Source organism: Stenotrophomonas maltophilia, from assembly GCF_039555535.1.
GTDB lineage: Bacteria > Pseudomonadota > Gammaproteobacteria > Xanthomonadales > Xanthomonadaceae > Stenotrophomonas > Stenotrophomonas maltophilia_Q.
On sequence record NZ_CP154630.1, the window covers coordinates 4,117,663 to 4,139,400 of the forward strand.

At 66.4% G+C, this 21,738-nt stretch carries 17 protein-coding genes; 6 read left to right on the forward strand and 11 right to left on the reverse strand.

The genetic code is table 11. The features are described 5' to 3' along the window. The first annotated feature begins 302 nt into the window (after positions 1-302). The 3 genes from AASM09_RS18960 to AASM09_RS18970 all read left to right on the forward strand — a co-directional run bounded on the left by AASM09_RS18960 (position 303) and on the right by AASM09_RS18970 (position 6,637). The gene (locus AASM09_RS18960; RefSeq protein WP_049429390.1) at positions 303-1,319 is read left to right on the forward strand and encodes a glucokinase family protein; all 1,017 of its coding nucleotides are present in this window, start codon (positions 303-305) and stop codon (positions 1,317-1,319) included. Between the two features lie 143 nt (positions 1,320-1,462). After that, the gene (locus AASM09_RS18965) at positions 1,463-4,171 is read left to right on the forward strand and encodes a TonB-dependent receptor (protein ID WP_049429389.1); all 2,709 of its coding nucleotides are present in this window, start codon (positions 1,463-1,465) and stop codon (positions 4,169-4,171) included. A gap of 111 nt (positions 4,172-4,282) precedes the next feature. Continuing rightward, positions 4,283-6,637 (forward strand): beta-N-acetylhexosaminidase, encoded by a 2,355-nt coding sequence (locus tag AASM09_RS18970; RefSeq protein ID WP_049429388.1) that lies wholly within the window; start codon positions 4,283-4,285, stop codon positions 6,635-6,637. A gap of 125 nt (positions 6,638-6,762) precedes the next feature. On the opposite strand, the gene AASM09_RS18975 is transcribed toward AASM09_RS18970, so the two are convergent. Both AASM09_RS18975 and AASM09_RS18980 read right to left on the reverse strand, forming a co-directional pair. Continuing rightward, the gene (locus AASM09_RS18975; protein WP_049429387.1) at positions 6,763-7,155 is read right to left on the reverse strand and encodes a VanZ family protein; all 393 of its coding nucleotides are present in this window, start codon (positions 7,153-7,155) and stop codon (positions 6,763-6,765) included. Then, the gene (locus tag AASM09_RS18980; protein ID WP_049429386.1) at positions 7,152-8,336 is read right to left on the reverse strand and encodes a class I SAM-dependent methyltransferase; all 1,185 of its coding nucleotides are present in this window, start codon (positions 8,334-8,336) and stop codon (positions 7,152-7,154) included. The genes AASM09_RS18975 and AASM09_RS18980 overlap by 4 nt, the downstream gene beginning before the upstream one ends. A gap of 59 nt (positions 8,337-8,395) precedes the next feature. On the opposite strand from AASM09_RS18980, the gene AASM09_RS18985 reads away from it, so the two are divergent. After that, complete coding sequence (locus AASM09_RS18985; RefSeq protein WP_049429385.1) at positions 8,396-9,133, forward strand: pteridine reductase; 738 nt, start codon at positions 8,396-8,398, stop codon at positions 9,131-9,133. Between the two features lie 75 nt (positions 9,134-9,208). Here AASM09_RS18985 and folK read toward each other — a convergent pair whose 3' ends face one another. Continuing rightward, on the reverse strand, positions 9,209-9,694 hold the full coding sequence (gene folK / locus AASM09_RS18990) for a 2-amino-4-hydroxy-6-hydroxymethyldihydropteridine diphosphokinase (RefSeq protein ID WP_100443680.1): 486 nt from the start codon (positions 9,692-9,694) through the stop codon (positions 9,209-9,211). A gap of 91 nt (positions 9,695-9,785) precedes the next feature. On the opposite strand from folK, the gene AASM09_RS18995 reads away from it, so the two are divergent. Further along, on the forward strand, positions 9,786-10,526 hold the full coding sequence (locus AASM09_RS18995) for a 20S proteasome subunits A/B (protein ID WP_049429383.1): 741 nt from the start codon (positions 9,786-9,788) through the stop codon (positions 10,524-10,526). Between the two features lie 80 nt (positions 10,527-10,606). Here the strand turns inward: AASM09_RS18995 and AASM09_RS19000 are convergent, their stop codons facing one another. The 4 genes from AASM09_RS19000 to AASM09_RS19015 form a co-directional block, all read right to left on the reverse strand. Then, on the reverse strand, positions 10,607-12,118 hold the full coding sequence (locus AASM09_RS19000) for an ATP-binding protein (protein WP_049429382.1): 1,512 nt from the start codon (positions 12,116-12,118) through the stop codon (positions 10,607-10,609). A 4-nt stretch (positions 12,119-12,122) separates the two neighbouring features. Further along, complete coding sequence (locus AASM09_RS19005; protein WP_005411057.1) at positions 12,123-12,563, reverse strand: response regulator; 441 nt, start codon at positions 12,561-12,563, stop codon at positions 12,123-12,125. Further along, on the reverse strand, positions 12,560-14,377 hold the full coding sequence (locus tag AASM09_RS19010) for a sensor histidine kinase (protein WP_049429381.1): 1,818 nt from the start codon (positions 14,375-14,377) through the stop codon (positions 12,560-12,562). The genes AASM09_RS19005 and AASM09_RS19010 overlap by 4 nt, the downstream gene beginning before the upstream one ends. Positions 14,378-14,609: 232 nt before the next feature. Next, complete coding sequence (locus AASM09_RS19015; RefSeq protein WP_049429380.1) at positions 14,610-14,993, reverse strand: BON domain-containing protein; 384 nt, start codon at positions 14,991-14,993, stop codon at positions 14,610-14,612. Positions 14,994-15,163: 170 nt separating this feature from the next. Between AASM09_RS19015 and AASM09_RS19020 the strand changes: the two genes are divergently transcribed. Continuing rightward, a complete protein-coding gene (locus tag AASM09_RS19020; RefSeq protein WP_049429379.1) occupies positions 15,164-16,207 on the forward strand; it encodes an oxidoreductase in 1,044 nt (347 codons plus the stop codon). 340 nt (positions 16,208-16,547) lie between these two features. Here AASM09_RS19020 and gnd read toward each other — a convergent pair whose 3' ends face one another. From gnd to AASM09_RS19040, 4 genes are all read right to left on the reverse strand, one after another. Then, the gene (gene gnd / locus AASM09_RS19025; protein WP_049429378.1) at positions 16,548-17,453 is read right to left on the reverse strand and encodes a phosphogluconate dehydrogenase (NAD(+)-dependent, decarboxylating); all 906 of its coding nucleotides are present in this window, start codon (positions 17,451-17,453) and stop codon (positions 16,548-16,550) included. A gap of 10 nt (positions 17,454-17,463) precedes the next feature. Then, entirely contained in the window at positions 17,464-18,699 is a 1,236-nt protein-coding gene (locus AASM09_RS19030; protein ID WP_100443682.1) for a hypothetical protein, read from the reverse strand. A gap of 17 nt (positions 18,700-18,716) precedes the next feature. Further along, positions 18,717-19,307, reverse strand: coding sequence for a DUF2242 domain-containing protein (locus AASM09_RS19035; protein ID WP_049429376.1), 591 nt, complete (start codon positions 19,305-19,307; stop codon positions 18,717-18,719). Between the two features lie 193 nt (positions 19,308-19,500). Then, positions 19,501-21,678 (reverse strand): carboxy terminal-processing peptidase, encoded by a 2,178-nt coding sequence (locus AASM09_RS19040; RefSeq protein ID WP_049429375.1) that lies wholly within the window; start codon positions 21,676-21,678, stop codon positions 19,501-19,503. Between the last annotated feature and the right edge of the window lie 60 nt (positions 21,679-21,738).

The following is a 21,738-nucleotide window of genomic DNA, read 5'->3' on the forward strand; positions in this document are numbered from 1 at the left end:
TCGATGGACAACCGCGGTTTGTCAACTTCCCTGCGTGGCCGCGTGAACCTCGTGCTGCACTGCGCAACCCGATCGCAACGGATCGTGCTGAATGCGCCACAGCCCTTGAGCCCCGTGCAGCAACGGTTCCAGCGTGAAACCCATGCTCACGCCATGTAAACGTTTACTGCACACCACATTCGTTGCGACGCAGCAACGAAAGTGTCACGAACTCGTTGACATCGTTGTCAGCGGGGTTACAGACTCCGCCCCAATCGCTGCCCCCGAACCCGGGGCCGGCCCCACCTGCAGCAGGAGCCCGCGTGACCGCCAGCCACCCCGCCCCGGCCCATGTCCTGTCCCGAGTCGCGCCCTCGTTCCTGGCTGCCGACGTTGGTGGCACCCATGTGCGCGTGGCCCGGGTCCAGGCCAGTGGCGACGCCTCCCATCCGGTGCAGGTGCTGGAGTACCGGAAGTACCGCAACGCCGACCATGGCGGCCTCAGCGCGATCCTGTCCGATTTCCTGGGTGAAGGCCCACGGCCCACGCACTGCGTGGTCGCCAGCGCCGGCTATGCCCGCGAGGACGGCACGGTGATCACCGCCAACCTGCCGTGGCCGCTGTCGGCCCGCCAGGTGGAGGCCGACGTCGGCCTGCAGCGGGTCTACATCGTCAATGACTTCGAAGCCGTGGCCTACGCCGCCGCGCAGGTGGACGCCAGTGGCGTGCTGCACCTGTGCGGGCCGGAGACCGCTGCGCGCGGCCCGACGCTGGTGGTCGGCCCCGGCACCGGCCTTGGTGCCGCGCTGTGGATCCCCACCGCGCACGGCCCGGTGGTACTGCCCACGGAAGCCGGCCAGCCGACCCTGGCAGCGAGCACCGGACTGGAAATGGCCATCGTCCGCCACATGCAGCGCGACCGCGCCCATGTGTCGATCGAGCATGCGATCTCCGGCCCCGGCCTGATGAACCTGTACCGCGCGGTGTGCGCGCTGCAGGGACAGGTGCCGACGCTGGCCAGCCCTGATGCGGTGACCGCCGCCGCCATGGCCGATACCGATGCGCATGCGCGCCAGGCGCTGGATGTGTTCTGCGGCCTGCTCGGCAGCACCATCGGCGACATGGCCCTGTTCTATGGCGCCCATGGTGGCGTCTACCTGGCCGGCGGCATCCTGCCGCAGATCCGCGAATACCTGCACGCCAGCACCTTCGTCGAACGCTACCTGCAGAAGGGGCCGATGGGCGAAGCACTGGCACGCATCCCGGTGAAGGTCGTCGAGCACGGCCAGCTGGGCGTGGTCGGCGCTGCCAGCTGGTACCTGCAGCAGTCGGCCGCCTGACACCGCAACAGGCTTCAACGCAATCGCAGCACGCAGTACGTGGCACGCCAACGCACGGGACTTCGCCGCCGCCCCGCGCATGTCTTCGCAACCGTAACCGAACACCGCCGCCGGCATCCAATCGAGTGATGAGGAGAGACATCATGAACACCCGCAAGACCCTGCTTTCGGCCGCCATCGTCAGCTGCATCGCCTTCAGTGCGCATGCGCAGCAGGCCGCCCAGACCGCCACCGACCTGGATACCGTGCAGGTCACCGGCATCCGTGGATCCATGGAAAAATCGCTGGACACCAAGCGCGAAGCCAATGCGCGCGTGGAAGTGGTCACCGCCGAAGACGTGGGCAAGCTGCCCGCGCACAACGTGGCCGACACCCTGCAGCGCCTGCCGGGCGTGAACATCAGCTCGTCCAGCGCCGACGAAGGCGGCTTCGACGAAGCCGACCGTGTCAGCCTGCGCGGCACCAGCCCGAGCCTGACCCAGACCCTGATCAACGGCCACACCGTCGGCACCGCCGACTGGTTCGTGCTCAGCCAGGGCAACAACGTCGGCCGCAGCGTCAGCTACTCGTTGCTGCCGTCGGAACTGGTGCGCTCGGTGGAGGTGAACAAGTCCTCGCAGGCCAAGCTGCAGGACGGTGGCACCACCGGTACCGTCAACATCCTCACCCGCAAGCCGCTGGAATTCTCCAAGCAGCTCACGGCGGAAGGCTCCATCGGCATGGTGCGTTCGGACCAAGCCAAGTCCAACGACCCGCAGCTGTCGGCACTGTTCAACTACAAGAACGACGAAGGCAACTTCGGTGTGATGGTGCAGGCCTTCAGCCAGAAGCGCGAACTGCGCCGCGAAGCGCAGGAAATCCCGGGCGGCTTCTTCCAGATCGATCCGAATGGCACCGTGGCCAAGTCCAACCCGGACCTGGCCGGCGTGTACGCGCCGGGCCTGCTCGGCTCGACCCTGTTCGAACAGACCCGCGAGCGCAAGGGCGGCCTGATCTCGCTGCAGTTCAAGCCGATGGACAACCTGACCCTGGGCCTGGAAGGCTTCAGCTCGGAACTGAAGGCGAACAACTACAACCGCAACTTCATGCTGTGGGGCGGCCGCATCCTCAACGACCGCACCGTTGAAGATGCCAATGGCAACAAGATCCTGATTCCGGGCCAGGCCCCGAATCCGGGTTACGTCGTCAAGGATGGCGTACTGTCCAACGCCACCTTCGCCGGCCAGGCCGACCGCGACTACGCGGTGTACGACATGATCTACCGCGAGTCGAAGGCCAAGACCAACTACATCACCTTCGATGCCGACTGGCAGATCAGCGACAACCTGGGCATGAAGTTCCAGGCCGGCAGCACCAAGGGCACCGGCGAAACGCCGCGCCAGTACATCGCCGAAGTCAACCTGGCCCGTGGTGGCGGCGCCACCTGGGCAACCCATGGCAACGGCTCGCCGATCGACTGGAACGTCGGTGGCAACATCGGCCCGAGCGGCGTGACCGACTTCGGCACCTGGGGCAACCAGCAGGTCACCGCGATCGACAAGGAAAAGTGGGCTACGCTCGATTTCAACCAGTACTTCGCCGACGCTGGCGTACTGAACTCGATCGATTTCGGCGCCCGCTTCGGCGACCACAAGCGCGAGGCCAAGTCGCCGGAAGGCGCAACCCCGGGCGCGATCTGGAATGCGCTGAAGAACGGCGCTACGGCCAACTTCCCCGGCGGCTTTGCCAACGGCATCGGTGGCAGCTTCCCGCGTGACCTGTGGTACTTCACCCCGGGTGCACTGAAGGAAGCGGTGACCAACAACTCCACCTGGCTGTCCGGCAATGACGGCCCGACCGGCCGCCACAACTACGGCGCCGAGTGGAAGGTGTCCGAGAAGAACTTTGCCGCATACGTACAGGGCAACTTCAGCGGCGACCGCTGGAGCGGCAACGTCGGCCTGCGCTACGTCAGCATCAAGCAGGATATCGATACCTACGCCGCCGCCACCGGCTCGACCGTGCCGGACGTGAGCAGCCTGTTCGGCGCGTGGACCCGCGAAGCTTTCGAGAACAAGCACAACCGCGTGCTGCCGAGCGCCAACTTCAAGTACGACCTGCGCGACGACCTGGTGCTGCGCGTGGCCGCCTCGCAGACCCAGACCCTACCGGACTTCTCGGCACTGGGTGCCTCGTCCTACGGTTCGGACCTGAACCGGACAGGCGGCGGCGGCAATCCGAAGCTGAAGCCGGTGGTGTCGACCAACTTCGATGCCAACCTGGAGTGGTACTTCATGCCGCGCGGCATGTTGTCGATCGGTGCCTACTCGATGCGCCTGAAGGACTACGTGGCCTTCAGCACCGAAAAGGAGATGCTGTTCAGCGAGCTGACCAACCGTCTCGAGGAATACAACATCTCCCGCCCGCGCAATGCCGACGGCAAGGTCCGCGGTATCGAAGTGGCCTATGAGCAGCCGATCGGCGAGTACTTCGGTGTCAATGCCAACTACACCTACGCCGATGGCAGCACCGACCACACCTGGGCCGACGGCAGCGACAACCTGCTGGGTACTTCGAAGAACACCTACAACATCGGTGCCTACTTCGAGAACGATACCTTCGGTGCACGCGTCAGCTACACCCGCCGTTCGTCGTTCCTGATCGGCCTGTCCGGTGCCAACCCGTACTACCAGGATGACTTCGGCACCCTGTCGGCGTCGCTGAGCTACAAGGCCACCGACTGGCTGAGCATCAGCTTCGATGCGCTCAACCTCAACAACCCGACCTACAAGTACTACCAGACCGCGGCCATCCCGACCTCGTTCTACAGCAACGGTCGCCAGTACTACCTCAACTTCCGCTTCAAGTACTGATCCAGCGGCGGCAATATCGCCGAGTCGTGCACGCACGCCGGGCCTGGGTCATTCCGGGCCCGGCGTTTTTCATGTATAGCGTTCATCGCACCGTTCCAAGGAGTCGTACCGATGGTCAAGCCTTCCCGCGCCCGGATGCGCAGCGCAGTGCTGCTGGGCAGCCTGCTCGCCCTGTTACCGGCGTTGCCGGCACTCGCCGCCGATCCCACGCCCGCCGCTGAAGCACCCGGCCCACAGCTGCGCGCCGGCAGCTTGATGCTGATTCCGGCCCCGGCCACCGTGCAGCGCAGCCAGGGCAACGGCATCACCGTCCGCGCCGACACCGTGCTGCAGGCCGAAGGCGAAGCCGCGCAACGCGTCGCCAACCAGTTCGCCGACCTGCTGGCCCGCAGCGGCGGCCCGCGCCTTGCGCCGGCCAAGGGCACGGCGGCAGCCAAGTCGGGCAGCATCCGCTTCGAGATCGTGCCCACCTTCCGCGACAGCGGCGAAAGCTACACGCTGGAAAGCACCGCGCAGGGCGTGATGATCCAGGCCGGCAACGAAACCGGTCTTTTCTATGGCGCGACTACCCTCGCCCAGCTCGCCACCGGCGGCAGCAACGGGGTGCTGCCCGCGGTGCAGATCCAGGACGCGCCGCGTTTCAGCTGGCGCGGCTTCATGCTCGATTCCGCCCGGCACTTCCAGAGCCTGGACGAGATCAAGCGCGTGCTCGACGCGATGGCCGCGCACAAGCTCAACACCTTCCACTGGCACCTGACCGATGACCAGGGCTGGCGCATGGAGATCAAGCGCTACCCGAAGCTGACCGACGTGGGCAGCTGCCGGCTGCCCGCCGGTGATGGCGGCATTGATCCGGTCAGCGGCCAGGAGCATCCCTACTGCGGCTTCTACACGCAGGACCAGATCCGCGAGGTGATCGCCTATGCGGCCAAGCTGCATATCCAGGTGATCCCGGAAATCGATGTGCCCGGCCATGCCACCGCGGCGATCGCCGCGTATCCGGAACTGGGCTCGATCAATACCCCGCTGAAGCCGATCAGCGAATGGGGCGTGTTCCCGAACCTGTTCAACACCGAAGACAGCACCGTCACCTTCCTCGAGAACGTGCTGGAAGAAGTAATCGCGCTGTTCCCGGCGAAGTACGTGCACGTCGGTGGCGACGAGGCAGTGAAAGACCAGTGGAAAGCCTCCAGGCAGGTGCAGCAGCGCATGCGTGCGCTGGGCATCAAGGATGAGATGGCCATGCAGAGCCACATCATCAAGCGACTGGAGACCTTCCTGGAGGAGCACGACCGGCGCCTGATCGGCTGGGATGAAATCCTCGAAGGCGGCCTGCCGCCGCAGGCCACGGTGATGTCGTGGCAGGGTACCGAAGGCGGCCTGGCCGCCGCCAGCGCCGGCCATGACGTGATCATGTCGCCGGTCGGATACCTCTATCTGGATTACCTGCAGACGGCCTCGCCGAACGAGCCGCCGGGCCGCCCGACCCAGGTCAACCTCGGCAAGCTGTACAACTTCGAACCGGTGCCGGCCGAGCTGGCCGCCGACAAGCGCGGGCACATCCTCGGCCTGCAGGCCAACATGTTCACCGAGCACACGCGCACCTACGCACGCCTGCAGCACAACCTGTTCCCGCGCCTGGCCGCCGTGGCCGAGACCGGCTGGAGTACACCGGAGCATCGCGACTTCCGCGATTTCCTCGCACGCCTGCCCTCCCAGCTGCAGCGCTACCGCGCCTGGGGCCTGGCCTACGCGCAGACGCCGTTTGAAGTGGGTGTGGACTACACCGACAACCGAGCTGGCAACACCGTGACCGTGTCGCTGGCAAATCCGCTGGGCTATGAGGTGCGTTACAGCACCGACGGCCAGGCGGTGAGCGCGCAGTCGCCGCTGTACCAGCAGCCATTGACCGCGACGCTGCCCGCCACCGTGCAGGCCGCCGCGTTCTACCAGGGACGGATGCTGGCGGCGAAGCCGACGGTGGCGGCATTCACCACGCAGTCGCTGCTCAGTCGCCGCAGCGATGAGCTGCTCAGCTGCGTGGGCACGAAGGGCCTGGTGCTGCGCCTGGAAGACGACGGCCCGCGCGAGGGAACGCGTGCGGTGTTCAATGTCGACATCTTCCAGCCGTGCTGGCGCTGGCCGCAGGCACAGCTGGACGGCATCGGCAGCGTGGAGGTCCGCGCGGGCCGCATTCCGTACTACTTCCAGCTGGCCCACGACGAACCCAAGCGTCGCTTCGAGAAAGCCAAGCGGGCGCATGGCGAAATGCTGGTGCGTCGCGGCGACTGCAGCGGCAAGGTGCTGGCTGAAGTACCGCTGCCGGCCAAGCCGGATGCCGATGGCTTCGTGACCCTGAAGGCCACGCTGCCGAAGGGCACGCAGGGCACCGGTGATCTGTGCATCAACTTCACCGGCGACACGCGCCCGGCGATGTGGGTGCTGGATGAGGTGACGCTCAGGTAGGTGCCAACCTTGGTTGGCGCTTTGCGGCCGGATCCACGCATGGCGTGGATCTACTGTAGAGCCGAGCCCATGCTCGGCTGCATTTCAACCGGAAAGCCGAGCATGGGCTCGGCTCTACAGGAACCTCACCCGCGCCAGCGCAGCAGCAGGTCGCGCAGCGGGGTCAGGGCCGTGGTCATGCCGACCAGCACGCCAATAGTGTTGGCAATCGCATCCATCGGGTCGGCGGTGCGGTTGGTGGTCAGCGCGCCCTGCGCGAACTCGATGCCGATCCCCATCAGCACCAAGCCCACGCCTACCCACAGCAGCGGACGCCCGCGACGGAACAGCTGTACCGCACTGCCGGCCAGGATGAAGTAGGCGAGGAAGTGCTCGCCCTTGTCGCTGTTTTCCGGCAGCGGAATCGGCGGTGGTGGAATCAGGCAAACCACGACCACCAGCAACACCGCCAGCACCCACAACACGGTCCACAGCCGCGGCCGCCGCAGCGGCTTGATCACCGGCAACGCACTGCTCACAAGCGCCAGCTCAGGTCACCCAGTTCGAAGGCCGGCTCGAAGTCGACGCCACGCTGCAGACCGATCGCCTGGAAGCGCTCGCCCATTTCGGTGGGCAGGGTCAGCTTCTTCACCTGGTCGCGCAGCTGGATGCGACCGACCTCATCCGTACGCTCTTCGGCCAGCAGCAGCACCTGGTCCAGGCCGTTGCCGAGCAGGAAACTGGCCTGGCTGCAGTAGCCGGCCAGCTCGAAACCACCGTGCATGCCCGCCTCGGCCATCGCGGTGAAATCCACCGATGCGGTGATGTCCTGCAGGCCCGGCCAGCGATGCACGTCGTTGTGCACGTGGTGGCGGTAGAAGGCACGCACGGTGCCGTCGTCGCGATCGTGCTGGTAGAACTCGCCGCGGTTGTAGCCGTAATCGACGAACAGCATCGCGCCACGCTGCAGGCCGCCGGCCACCGCCTGCAGCCAGTACGGCAGCTGCGGCAGTACTTCGGAACGGTAGCCCTCGGCGAAAGGCTTCTCCAGATAGCGCTCGATGTGGCGCACCGCGCCATTGAGCAGGATGTCGGCCGGCTGCGCGCCGCGGATGAAATTGCCGTCGCCATCCAGTTCAACGGTTTCCTCATAGACCTCGCCATCCCGGATCAGGAAGCGCGGGGTCGGCAGTGCGTCGATCACTTCATTGGCGAACACCACGCCTTCCCAGTCCTCTTCGAACGGGCGGTCGACCCAGTCCACACGCGCGGCCAGTTCGGCCGGCAGGTTCTGCTGCAGGCGCTGCTGCTGGCGCTCGCGCAGGTCGGCGCTGGGTTCAAGGATGGCGTAGCGCGACGGCAGCGCGTCCAGCTCGGCCAGGCGCAGCAGTACCGCCTCGGCGAAGGCGCCGGTGCCGCCGCCCAGCTCCAGCATCCGCGCCTGCGCACCCAGCTGGGCGAACACCGGGGCCAGCGCATTGGCCACGCTGCCGGCGAACAGGCTGCCGAGCTCGGGCGCGGTGGTGAAGTCGCCACTGCCACCGAACTTGCTGGCGCCGGCGCTGTAATAGCCCCAGCCGGGGGTGTACAGGCACAGCTCCATGAAGCGGGAGAACGGCATTGCCCCGCCCTGCGCAAGGATTTCGGCGCGCAGGGCGGCAGCCAGCTGGTCGCTGTGGGCCAGGGCATCGGATTCGGGCAGGGGGAAGGTGGGCTGCATGGCGTCTTCGAATGCGGTGACAATGGTGCACAGGATAGCCGAGCCTTGGAGGACCCTCGATGAGCGATACCCACCCCGTGGTCCTGATCACCGGCAGCGCGCGCCGGATCGGTGCGGCCATCGCCCGCCAGTTCCACGCCTGCGGCTGGTCGGTGGTGCTGCACGCCAACACCTCCAGCGCGGAACTGCAGCAGGCCGCGTTCGACTTCGACAACGTGCGCCCGGGCAGCGTGCTGGCGCTGCAGGCCGATCTGCGTGACGCCGACGCCCTGCCCGATCTGGTGGAACAGGCCGTCACCCACTTCGGCCGCCTGGACGCGCTGGTCAACAATGCCTCCAACTTCTATGCCACCCCGCTCGGCCAGGTGACCGCCGAGGCGATGGACGAGCTGTATGCGGTCAATGCGCGCGCGCCATTGCTGCTGTCACAGGCCGCCGCGCCCTACCTGCGCCGCCAGCAAGGCTGCATCGTCAACCTGACCGACCTGCACGGCACCGACCCGATGCGCGACCACATCGCCTACACCATGGCCAAGGCCGCGCTGGAAATGGCTACCCGTTCGCTGGCGCTGGAGCTGGCGCCGAAGGTGCGGGTCAATGCGGTGGCGCCCGGCGCGATCCTGTGGCCGGAACAGGGCAAGGACGATTTCGCCCGCGAGGCGCTGCTGGCGCGCACGCCTCTGGCGCGGATCGGTACAGTCGAGGAGATTGCCGAAGCGGTTTACTGGCTGGTGGCCGAAGCCGGCTTCGTCACCGGCCACACATTGCGCGTGGATGGTGGGCGCACGGTCAGTTGACACCGGGCAGGACGGACGACGGGGTCAGATCCCTTTTCACTGCGGGAAAAGGGATCTGACCCCAACGCAACCTGATCATTCCAGATCAACGATCTCAAACGCTTCGCCATGCTGCCGGTGCGCGCGCCACAGCGTGGCCAGATCCTGCCCACTGACCGGGTCGATGAAATCCGGCGCGATGTCTGCCAGCGGCTTCAGCACGAAGGCGTGTTTCAGCTCCGGGCGCGGGATGCGCAGATGGCCGGGGCCTTCCACCACCAGGTCACCGTAGAACACCACGTCGATGTCCAGGGTCCGGTCCGAGAAGCGTGGCCCGCTGCGGTCGCGGCCGTGCGCGTCTTCCAGCGCATGCAGCCAGTCGTCCAGTTCCTGCAGCGGCAGGTCGGTGTCGATCGCCACGGCGTTGTTGAGGAAGGCCGGGCCGTCGAAGCCGACCGCGGCGGTACGGTAGGCGGGCGACACCTGCAGTGCGCCGAAGCGCTCGCGCAGGGCCGTCACCGCGGCGTGGAGGTAGCGGCGGGGCTGGACGTTGCTGCCCAGGCTCAGGAGCACGGTGGTCATGCGGTTCAGGTGACGGCACTTGGGGGGCGTGGACATGCCGTCGTCACGGCGGCCTGCCTACAATCCGGGACGCACATGATAGGGCACCGACATGACCTATTGCGTTGGAATCGAGGTGGACGAGGGCCTGGTCTTCGCTGCCGACACCCGGACCAATGCCTCGCTGGACGATGTGCGCGTGCACCGCAAGCTGCACGTGTTCGAGTACCCCGGCCAGGCAGCCTACGTACTGATGGCGGCCGGCAACCTGGCCACCACCCAGCTGCTGGTGTCGCGCCTGGGGCGCGACGCCGACGAGAGACGCACGCCCAACCTGCGCGACATGACCCACCTGTTCGAGGCTGCCGAGTATGTCGGCCAGCTGCTGGTCGACAGCCAGGTGCACAGCAGCCACAGCGAGCACGGCCATGACGGGGTCAACACCCAGGCCACGCTGATCTTCGGTGGCCAGATCGCCGGCGAGCGGCCGGGGCTGTACATGGTCTATCCACTCGGCAACGCCATCGCTGCTTCGCCGGAGACGCCCTATCTGCAGATCGGTGAGTCCAAGTACGGCAAGCCGATCCTCGACCGCATCCTCAGCCCGGCCACCCGCCTGGAGGACGCGGCGCGCACGGCGATCGTCTCGTTGGACTCGACCATCCGTTCCAACCTGTCGGTGGGCCTGCCGATCGACCTGGCGCTGGTGCGCGGCGGTGAGCTGCGCATCGGCCAGCAACTGCGGCTGGGTGCGGATTCAGCGCTGTATGCCGATATCCACCAGAACTGGTCACGGCGCCTGGAACAGGCGGTGGACGCCCTGCCACGCTTCCCGTGGGAAACCGCCCTGTAGAGCCGAGCCCACGCTCGGCTGTCGAGGTCAATGCGAACAGCAGCCGAGCATGGGCTCGGCTCTACAGAACCCCAACGGCATCACCCCAGCGCTTCGGCGACCGCGCGGAACACCTGCTGCATCTGCAGCGGCTTGTGCAGCACATGCACCTCCACGCCATCCGGGAATGCATCGGCCGCGACGGGCACTGCAGGGTCCTCCAGTACCAGTGCCGGGCCGCGATAGCCCAGCGTGGCCATCTCGCCCAGCAGCTGGCTGGCCGGCAGCAGCTTGGAGCCTGCATCGGCGATCACCAGCGCAGGCATCGCCTCCTGCTGCATCCAGCGCAGCGCGGCGGGGCCGTCAGAGGCCAGCTGCAGCTGGTAACCCTGGCTGGACAGCGCATTGCCCAGCAGCGACAGGCGCGTGGCTTCCCCATCGACCACCAGGATCGACTGGCCGCTGCCCAAGGCCACCAGCTGCTCGATGGGCTCGCCGCCGTCGATGGCTTCGTGCATCGGCAGGCGCAGTTCGAAGCAGGTGCCCTGCCCCGGCTGGCTGCTGACATGAATGCTGCCGCCGGCACCTTCGACGATGCGCTTGCAGGAAATCAGCCCCAGCCCGGTGCCATCGGCCTTGGTGGTGAAGAACGGATTGAACAGGTGCGACAGCGTGTCCGCATCCATGCCGATGCCTTCGTCGGCCACGCGGATATGCATCCAGTCCACGCCATCGCGTTGGCCTGCATGGCTGGCGGTGAGGCTCAGGCGGCCGCCCTTGGGCATCGCCTGGATCGCATTGAGCGCCAGGTTCAGCATCACCTGCTGGAGTTCGGTGTAGTTGGCATCGACCACCAGGCCTTCGTCCTGCACCTGCAGCTCCAGGCGCACGGCGTCGGGCACGTTGCTGCGCAACAGCAGAGCCACCGCATCGAACAGGCCATCGATCTCGATGCGCTCGCTCGGCTTGCGCGAACCGCGCACGAACGACAGCATCGATTCGGCCATCTCATGGCCACGGCGACCGCACTCGGCGATGACATCGGCCAGGTGGTGCAGCTGCGGATCGTCGGTACGCGCCTTCAACAGGTCCGGCATGATCAGCAACGGCTGCAGGATGTTGCGCAGGTCGTGGCTGAGGCCAGCCGCGAGCAGCGACAGGCTTTCCAGGCGCTGTGCACGCATCAGCTCGGTTTCCACCCGTGCGCGCTCGATCGCACTGCGTGCATCGCGGATCGCACGCGCCACCGCCGAGGGCAGGCGCGCCGGCAGGTGCTTGATGATGTAGTCATTGGCACCCTTCTGCAGCGCCGCCACCGCGTTCTCCTCACCCATGGTGCCGGAGACGAAGATGAAGGGCACTTCCGGCGAGGTCTCGCGCACGATGCGCAGCGCATCGTCACCGGAGAACCCCGGCATGCTCAGGTCGGACAGCACGATGTCCGGCTGGAACGCGGCCAGCGCCTGGCGCAGCTCGGCCTCGCTCTCGACACGCTCGAAGCGGGCCTCCAGGCCCGCCTCGAGCATCTGTTCGGACATCAGCTCGGCATCTTCCGGTGAGTCCTCCACCAGCAGGATGCGCAGCGCCCCCAGGGCGGGACCGGTCAGGGGCATGGGCTCACTCGAGTTCCGGTGCCTGGTTGATCAACGCCCAGAACTTGCCCAGGGTCTGCACCGCACCAAAGAACTGGTCGACGTCCACCGGCTTGACCACGTAAGCATTCACGCCCATGTCCCAGCTCCGGGCCAGATCGCTTTCCTCGCGCGAGGACGACAGGATCACCACCGGCAGGCGCTTGAGCTCTTCGTGCTCGCGGATCTGCCGCAGCACTTCCAGGCCATCCATGCGCGGCATCTTGATATCCAGCAACAGCACCGCCGGCAGGCCTTCCTCACGGTTGGCGAAGGCGCCGCGGCGCAGCAGGTAGTCCATCACTTCCACGCCATCCTCGACGTGCACGATGGGGTTGGCCAGACGCGCCTCTTCCAGGGCATCGATCGCCATCTCGGCATCGGCCGGGCTGTCTTCGGCAAGAAGAATGGTGCGCAGAGTCGTCATGCAGAGGGACCTTGTTTGTCCGCGTCGATCGCGGGAGGCAGGTAGAAGTGGAAGGTGGCGCCGACGTCCGGTTCGGCCTCGGCCCAGATACGGCCGCCATGGCGGGTCAGCACGCGGCGCACGCTGGCCAGACCGATACCGGTACCGGGGTAGTCGCTGGCCTTGTGCAGGCGCTGGAACACGCCGAACAGTTTCCCGGCGTACGCCATGTCGAAGCCTGCACCATTGTCGCTGACCGTGAACTGATGACCGCCATCGGGCTGCGGCTGGTAGTCCACGCGGATCTTCGCCGGCTCGCGGTTGCCCGAATACTTCACTGCATTGCCGAGCAGGTTCAGCCAGACCTGGCGGATCATGTTCTCGTCGCCCACCACGATCGGCAGCGGCGCGATGCTCCACTCCACCTGGTGCGCATGGCCGCTGTTCTCGGCCTCGGCCTGCAGGTTGGCATCGAGCATGGCGCGGGTATCGGCCACCAGCGACTGCATGTCCACCGCCTGCTGGCGCATCGCCGCGCGGCCCAGCCGCGAGTAGACCAGAAGGTCGTCGATCAATGCCGCCATGCGCCGGGCCGAACTGGAGATCACGTCCAGGTAGTGGCGGCTCTTGTCATCGGCCTGGTCGCCGAGGTGGCGCGACAGCTTGTCGGAGAAACCGGCCACGTGGCGCAACGGTGCACGCAGGTCGTGCGACACCGAGTAGCTGAAGGCCTCCAGCTCACGATTGACCTCCGATACCTGAGCGACCTTGCCTTCCAGCTGGCGGTTGAGCTCTTCAACGCGCAGCTGGACTGCACGTTGCATGGTGACATCGCTGACCGTCATCAGCACCACTTCGTCATCGGTATCGGGCAACGGCATGCGGCGCGCGTTCAGCAGCATGTAGCGCGCCATGCCATCGGCAGTGCGCTGTTCGTGCTCGAAATCCCACAGTTCGCGACCGCGCAGCAGCACGTCGGACAGGCGCTGGCGCACTACGGCGTCCTTCCAGGCGCCGTCACCGACGGCTTCCAGCAACAGGCCATCGGCACGCTCGTCCTGAAGCCCGTACAACTCGGCGAAGGCCGGGTTATGCAGCTGCACGCGCAGGTCGCCGTCGAGCAGCACGATGGGTTCACGAACGGTCTGCAGCACCGAGGCGGCGCGTGCGGCCGAGCGCAGCGACTGCCGTTCGGCATGCAGGCGGCGGCCGATCTGCCGCTGCAGCAGCCACAGCACGAGACCAAGCAGCGCCAGCTGCACCACCAGCGAACTCCACGACACCAGCTCGGTCTGCTTGCGCTGGCGCGCGGCCTGCTCGGCACGCAATGTCAGCAGTTTCTGCTCGCTGTCCTGCAGTTCTTCAACCAGTCCACGAATCGGGTAGCGCGTGCTGAGATCCTGCACCAGTTCGCGCTGGTCGCTGTTGGGCTCGGATCTGGCGAGCTCACGGGCAAGTGCCATGCGCCCTTCCAGCATCGATTCGATGCGGCCGATCCGGATCAGCTGGTCGGGATTGTCGCGGGTCATCCGGCCCAGCTCCGCCAGGCGCCCGGGGATGTCGTTGGCCCTGGCCATACGCTCGCGCAGGCCCGGTGCGTCCACGCCCTTGGACAGGGTCAGCGCCGCCGACTCGACGTCACGCACATCGGCCTGCAGCTGCTGCAGGGCCACACTCACGGCCTGGGTATGGTTCACCCAAGCCATCGCCTGATCGTTGTCCTGCTGCAGTTTGCGCAGGGTCAACCACGGCACCGCGATGATCGCGGCAGCCGCCAGTGCCAAGGCCGGCAACCGCCAGCGGTCCCAGATGTCGTCACTGAAAACCAGCGCCATAGTTCCTCTTCAGCACGGCCGCGGAGCGTCGGCCGGGACCTGCCCAGCTGCGGCGGAACCGGCAATATAGCGCAGGCGGTCACAACACTGGGCTTTCCGGCCCGGTTGGCTGAACGGGTTGGCAATCACACCTGTAGAGCCGGGCCCACGCTCGGCTCGAACCCAAAGGCAGCCGAGCATGGGCTCGGCTCTACATGGCGGCGGGCGCCCCGCTTGGGGCGCCCGATAGGGCTCAGCGCTTGGCGGCAGCGCTGACCTTCAACGCGGCAGCATCAACGCGGGTCACGCCCTTGATGCCCTTGGCGGTGGTGACCGCCTTGTCCTTCTCTGCCTGGGTGGCCACGGCACCGCTCAGGCTGACCACGCCGTTCACCGTTTCCACCTTGATTTCGGTGCCCGGAACGTTGCTGCTGGCAAGCAGGTCGGCCTTCACCTTGGTGGTGATCCAAGTATCGGTCACCGGCTCGTTGGAATCGTGGCGATCAGCATGGGTCGCCGGATGCGCACTGGTCGGCGGGCTCTTTGCAGCCGGATCCTTGGCGAACGCGGCCGAGGAGGACAGCGCCAGGCCCAGCGTCAGGGCAGAAGCAATCAGCGTGCGGGTGGTATTGCTCATCGTGTCGTACTCCTTCGGAATGTGCTGCCAGTCTGGACAAGCAGACGTGGAGCAGGCGTGGCGTTGCGGTCATGCCGCCGTGAATCGGGGCATCGGCAACGACAACCGTTCAGCTTGGGCTCGTGACCCCGCGTCGTTTACCCTGCCCTTCCCACTCCCGAAGCTCTGTCATGCGCCCCGACCTGCAACTGGCCCTGATCGGCTACGGCCTCGCCGGCCGTGTCTTCCACGCACCGCTGATCCAGCACACACCGGGCCTGGCACTGCACAGCATCGTCAGTTCGCAACGCGACACGCTGCTGCGCGCGTTCAGCGACGTGCACGTGCGTGCCACGCCGCAGGAGGTGTTCGACGATCCGGCCGTGGATGCCGTAGTGATCGCCACGCCGAATGAACAGCATGCGCCGCTGGCAATCGCGGCACTGGCTGCGGGCAAGCATGTGCTGGTCGACAAGCCGTTCGCGCTGGACGTGGCCGAAGCGGAAACGGTATTGGCTGCGGCACGCGATGCCGGACGCATCGCCACCGTGTTCCAGAACCGGCGCTTCGATGCCGACTTCCTCACGCTGCAGGCGCTGCTTGCGGACGGGACGCTGGGCGACATTGCCGAGTGCCATGCGCACTTCGATCGCTACCGTCCACAGGTACGCGACCGCTGGCGCGAACAGGATGGTCCCGGCAGTGGCCTGTGGTACGACCTGGGCCCGCACCTGCTGGACCAGATGCTGGTGCTGTTCGGCTGGCCCGAAGCGATCGACGCGGACCTGGCCGTGCAGCGCGATGGCGGCAGCGGCATCGATTACTTCCACGCCGTGCTGCACTACCCACGGCATCGCGCGATCGTGCATTCCGGTTCTCTGGTGGCAGCGCCCACACCACGCTTCAACGTGCATGGCAGCAAGGCCAGTTGGATCAAACATGGCCTGGATGTGCAGGAAGCGCAACTGCGCCGTGGTGTTGCACCCGGTGCACCCGGCTGGGGCATCGACCCGCGGCATGGCGAGCTGGTGCGCTGCGACGCCGAAGACAACGTGCAGCGGACAACGATCGACAACCTCCCGGGTGACTACCGGCGGTTGTATGCACAGTTCGCCGCGGCGATGCACGGCGACGGCGAAGCGACGGTCAGCGCGGTGCAGGCATTGCAGCTGATGCGGCTGCTGCAGGCTGGCATGGACAGCGCGCGCGAGGGGCGGCGGATGCAGTTGGGATGATCGGCAGGGCTGCGCCCTGCACCTGCCGAATCAACGGCAACGGCAACGTCAAAAGCAAGCTATCCGTGAGATGGCGGGGTGGCTCAGGCCGCGGGGGACGGCGCAAGTACGTCCATGTAGCCTCGGTCGCGCCATCCCTGGCGCTCACGCCCCCGCAACCTGAGCCACCCCGCCTTCGACAGTTTCCTGCGGGCTATTGGAACCTGCTGCTGTGGGTGGGTACCGACCGTTGGTCGGCACTGGATCGGATCTGGTAGGTGTCGACCTTGGTCGACACAGTAATGGGTTGATGGGTTCGGAGCCCTTTCCTACGGAAAGGGCTCCGAACCCACCGCAGTGCCTACGACTTCTTGATCGCGTGGCCGCCGAATTCATTGCGCATCGCCGACAGCAGGCGATCGGTGAACGAATTGGATTCGCGCGAACGCAGGCGCTCCAGCAGTGACAGGGTGATTACCGGTGCCGGCACATCAAGTGCGATCGCTTCGGCCACGGTCCAGCGGCCTTCGCCGGAATCCTCCACGTATGGCGCGATGCCATCCAGCGAGGGATTGCGCTTGAGCGCTTCGGTGCTCAGGTCCAGCAGCCAGGAACGCACCACGCTGCCGTGGCGCCACACCTCGGCCACCTGCGCCAGGTCCAGCTCCATCTCCTGCTTGCGCTCCATCAGCGCGAAGCCTTCGGCATAGGCCTGCATCATTCCGTACTCGATGCCGTTGTGGACCATCTTGGTGAAGTGGCCGGCGCCAGACGGTCCGACACGTGCCCAGCCGCGATCTTCGGCCGGTGCCAGCGTGCGCAGCAGCGGTGTGATCTGCTCCACCACCGGCGCTTCGCCACCGACCATCAGGCTGTAGCCTTCCTGCAAGCCCCACACGCCACCGCTGGTGCCGCAGTCCACGTAGCCCAGGTCATCCTCGGCCAGCGCCTTGGCGCGGCGGATCGAGTCCTGGTAGTTGGAGTTGCCGCCGTCGATGACGATGTCACCCTCGGCCAGGTGCGGGGTCAGTTGGCCCAGGGTCTGGTCGACGGTTTCGCCGGCCGGCACCATCAGCCACACCACGCGTGGCACCGGCAGCGCGGCAACCGCGGCGGCCAGCGAATCAACCACCTCCAGGCCAGCCTCGGCGGCGCGCTGGCGGGCGCCTTCGCCCGGGTCGTAGCCGACCACGCGGTGGCCGCCGCGATGCAGGCGCTGGGCCATGTTGGCGCCCATGCGGCCGAGGCCGATCATTGCAATATCCATTGTTTCACCTTCAGTTGGGGTCTAGGGTCAGGCTGCCTGGCCTGCCGGTAGCCGCGCAGTGACGCAGCTGCGCCTCGCGCCAACGCCGGTAGAGCGTGGTATGCAGATTGTGCACTGCCAGGTCGATCGAAAACGGAGTTCTCGGGTTGCGGTCGAGCAGGCGGGCGATGTGGTAGCCGATGGGACGTATACCGCGTGGGTGCACATAGATCACGAACTGCTGGTAGAACGGATCGTCCAGCAGCTGGTCCATGCGTGCCAGCGTGGCGTGGTAGCGCGGTTCCAGCCGTGCACGAAGGTCCGGATCGCGCTCGAACAGCAGGCGCTCGAAGTAGCGCTGGCCGATACGCGGGATGTCCTGCGCGAGTTTCCATAGTTCGACATTGCGCTGGTCGTACCAGGCCAGGCCGCCGTGCGCAGCCAGGGCCTGCGCGGCCTCCTCGCCCACCGACACCACCACGAAGTTCTCGGCCTGGTTGCTCAGGTCGTCCAGCGTGCCCTTGTCGTACACATGTTCGATGAAACCAGGCACGCCGACGAAGGCCTGCCGGCCCATCGCCGATGTGCGTATCGCCTTGCCATCGGCGAAGAGATCACCCGCATGTGCGCCGAGCAGGATGCTGTCGGTCTCGTGCAATGCGAGGAAGGTGCCGATCGACAGTTCGTCTGCGGCGAATTCAGCATCGAATGCCGTGTCGCCATACAGTTCGCGCTGGGTGGCCAATTGAGCGACCTGGCGACCGACCCCGCATTCGGCGCGCACATTGCCGCTGTAGAACGCCTGCAGCGCCTGGCTGTTGCCCGCAGTGGGCGCGAAACCACGGCCGAAGCTTCGCGTGCGCTGCCAACCTTGCACCTGTGCGCCGTGCAGACCGAAGCCGATCCAACCGAGCTGCAGGCCAGAGAAACGGAATCCTGGATTGCCCTGCAGTGCACTAGCGGCACGTTGCGTGGCGGCGCCCAGTTGGAAGGCGTAGGCGCAAACCGTAGCTGGATCGTCCAGCACCTGCTGCAGCAACGCCTTGCGCGCTACAGCGGGCATGTCCACCGGCCATTGCACGCGCAGATCGCCCGCCGCCTGTGCCTCCGGCAGCGACGCGCGCGTGCACACAGGACCACCATGCACCTGCGGTGCACTGATCGCGCGTGCTTCGAAGTGCCAGCCCAGGCGCTGCAGCAGCCCTTGTGTACAGTCCAGCGGCGTGGCTGTCGCGCCCAGCGCAGGCAGCAGCAGGGCCACGGCCATCCATCTACCGCGCACAATCAACCCTGGTCCGTGCTGGCCGGTGGGGGTTCGGGAGTTGCAGACGCGGGAGGCGCAGGCGTGCCGGTGTCCGATGGCAGGTACTGTTGCAGGCGCTGGAAGAAGCGGCGATAGAACTCGGCATCGGTGACCGTGCTGCTGGCCACCTTCACCAGCGAGTCGTCGTTGCTGCCGAACGGCAGCGACACCGAACCCAACGCGCCAACACCGACGCTGGCCGAAGTCGGACTCTTCTTCAACGCATAGCGATCCTGCACGGCACTGACGAATACCAGCGTCTGGTTCCCCCGTGGTGCGCAGGAAATGCGCAGCACCAGCTGCTCATGGTCGTCCTCGCGCGGCTGGAAATTCTTGTTGCCTTCCACCTGCGCCGTGTCGGAACGGGCGATGGCATAGCCCTGGCTGAGCAGGGTGCGCCGCGCAGCCTCGCACTCATCCCCCGGGCGACCATTGACGGTGCGCGAGAAGGTATCGCTGGAATCAAAGGATTCGCGCAGCAGCGTGCTGTCTGCGGCACGACCACCACAGGCCGACAGGATCAGGGCGCCGGACAGCGCCACGGCAACGCTGGAAAGACGGGAGGCCCGCATGGGTACTCCTGCGAGGACGGTACCGCCAAGGGTAGTCCCGCCACCGTGTGCGGCAGGTCGACAACACCGCCCACGTTGTTCCCGGTTCATGCGCCGGTAGCGCCGGGCATGGCCCGGCGCTACCGGGATCAGGTCCCCATACGAAGAGGGGCCGGCAATGCCGGCCCCTCGGGTATACACGCGTCCTGCCGGCTCAGTCAGCCCAGCGGCCGGCACCGGTGGACTGCGGCAGCACCTGCGCCGACAGCGGGCGGTCGTTGGCCAGCAGGTTCACCGCGTCGGCCAGGATCGAGGCCGACTCGCGCAGCAGCGGGTCCGGGCGCTTCTCGGCAGCCTTCTCGCGCGCGGCATCCTTGACGATGTCGCGCTCGTTGCCGGTCAGGCCGTCGTCGTTGCTGTCATCGGCCAGCGGGTCCAGGGCCAGGCCCAGTTCCTTGCGCATCGCCTGGCGCTCCTTGCGCTGGGTGTCCTGGCGCTCACGCTCGGCGCGGCGGGTGGCCTCGTTGAGCGAGATGTACTTCTTCGCGGCCTCGGTGCGGAACTGCTGGACGTCCTCGTTCCACCACTGGAATTCCTTGTCGGCGGCAATGCGCGCGTCATGGCGGGTTTCCAGCTTCGGCAGCAGCGGCGCGAAATTGCCGTACTGGGTGTGCGGCACGGCAGCGATGCGGGTCCACGGCAGCGCGTTGTCGTAGGTGCTCTCGCCGAACTCGGTGGCATCGACGCTGGCCGGGAAGGCCAGATCCGGCACCACACCCTTGTGCTGGGTGCTGCTGCCGCTGATGCGGAAGAACTGGGCGATGGTCAGCTTGACCTGGCCGAAGCGCTGGGTCTCGCCACTCGGCCAGCGATCCAGGTCGACGATGTTCTGCACGGTGCCCTTGCCGAAGCTGGTCTCACCGATCACCAGGCCACGGCCGTAGTCCTGGATGGCACCGGCGAAGATCTCCGAGGCCGAGGCCGAACCGCGGTTGATCAGCACCGCCAGCGGGCCGTCCCACGCCACGCCCTGGTTGCGGTCGCTGTTGACGGTGACGCGGCCACCGGACTCACGCACCTGCACCACGGGGCCCTGCTCGATGAACAGGCCGGTCAGTTCGATCGCCTCATCCAGCGAACCACCACCGTTGTTGCGCAGGTCCAGCACCACGCCATCCAGCTTGTCGTTCTTGAAACCGGCCAGCAGCTTGGCCACGTCACGGGTCGCCGAGGCATAGTCGGCCGCATTGCGGCGACGGCCTTCGAAGTCCTGGTAGAAGGTCGGCAGCTTGATCACGCCGATCTTGCGCGCCGGTTCGCCATTGGCGGCCGGAATGGTCATGGTCTCGCCCTTGGCAGCCTGTTCGGCCAGGCGCACCTTCTGGCGGGTCAGCACCAGCGTGTGGTGCTTGCCGTCGGCACCCTCGGCGGCCGGGATGAACTCCAGCTTGACCTGGGTATCCTTGGCGCCGCGGATCTTGGCCACGACATCGTCGATGCGCCAGCCGATCACGTCCTCGACCAGGCCGGACTTGCCCTGGCCAACGCCGACGATACGGTCACCCGGTTTCAACGTGCCGTCTACCGCCGCCGGGCCACCGGCGATGATCTCGCGGATCACCACCACGTCGTCCTGGCGCTGCAGCTGCGCGCCAATGCCTTCCAGCGACAGCGACATCGCCTGGTTGAAGTTCTCGGCGGTGCGCGGGGTGAAGTAATCGGTGTGCGGATCGACCGCACTGGTGTACGAATTCATGAAGAACTGGAAGACGTCCTCGCCCTTCAGTTCATTGACCGACTTTTCCAGCGTGGCGTATCGCTTGTCCAGCGTCTTGCGGATGTCATCCGGCTTCTTGCCGGCCAGCTTCAGGCGCAGCCAGTCGTTCTTGACCGACTTGCGCCACAGCTCATCCAGCTCGGCACTGCTGGCCGCCCACGGCACCTTCTTGCGGTCGTACTCGAAGCGTTCGTCGGTGGTGAAGTCCGGCTCCTGCTTGAGCAGCTTGCGCGCATAGGCCACGCGCTCCCCGACGCGCTGCTTGTAGACGGCGAACACCTGGAACGCCGGCTCCAGCTCGCCACCACGGATGGCCGAGGAGATGTTGGCCTCGAACGGTGCGAAGCGCGCCACATCGGCCTGGGTGAAGTACTGCTTGCCGCCGTCCAGCGTTTCCAGATAGCGCTTGAACACGTCCTTGGAGGTGGCCTCGTCCAGCGCCCGAGGGCGGTAGGCGTAGCGGCTGTCGGACAGCAGGCCGTACACCAGCTTGGAGGTGGTCACCTGATCGGCGGTTGCCGCGGCGGGCAATGCCGGCGAGTCGGCCTTGGCCGCCAACGCCAGCGGCGCGACCAGCGCCAGGGCCATCAGGAATGCGGGGGCTTTGAATTTCATTGAAGTGCTCGAAGGCGCCTTGCCAAGGGGGAGACTGCGTGGTGTTCAGACACCACGACA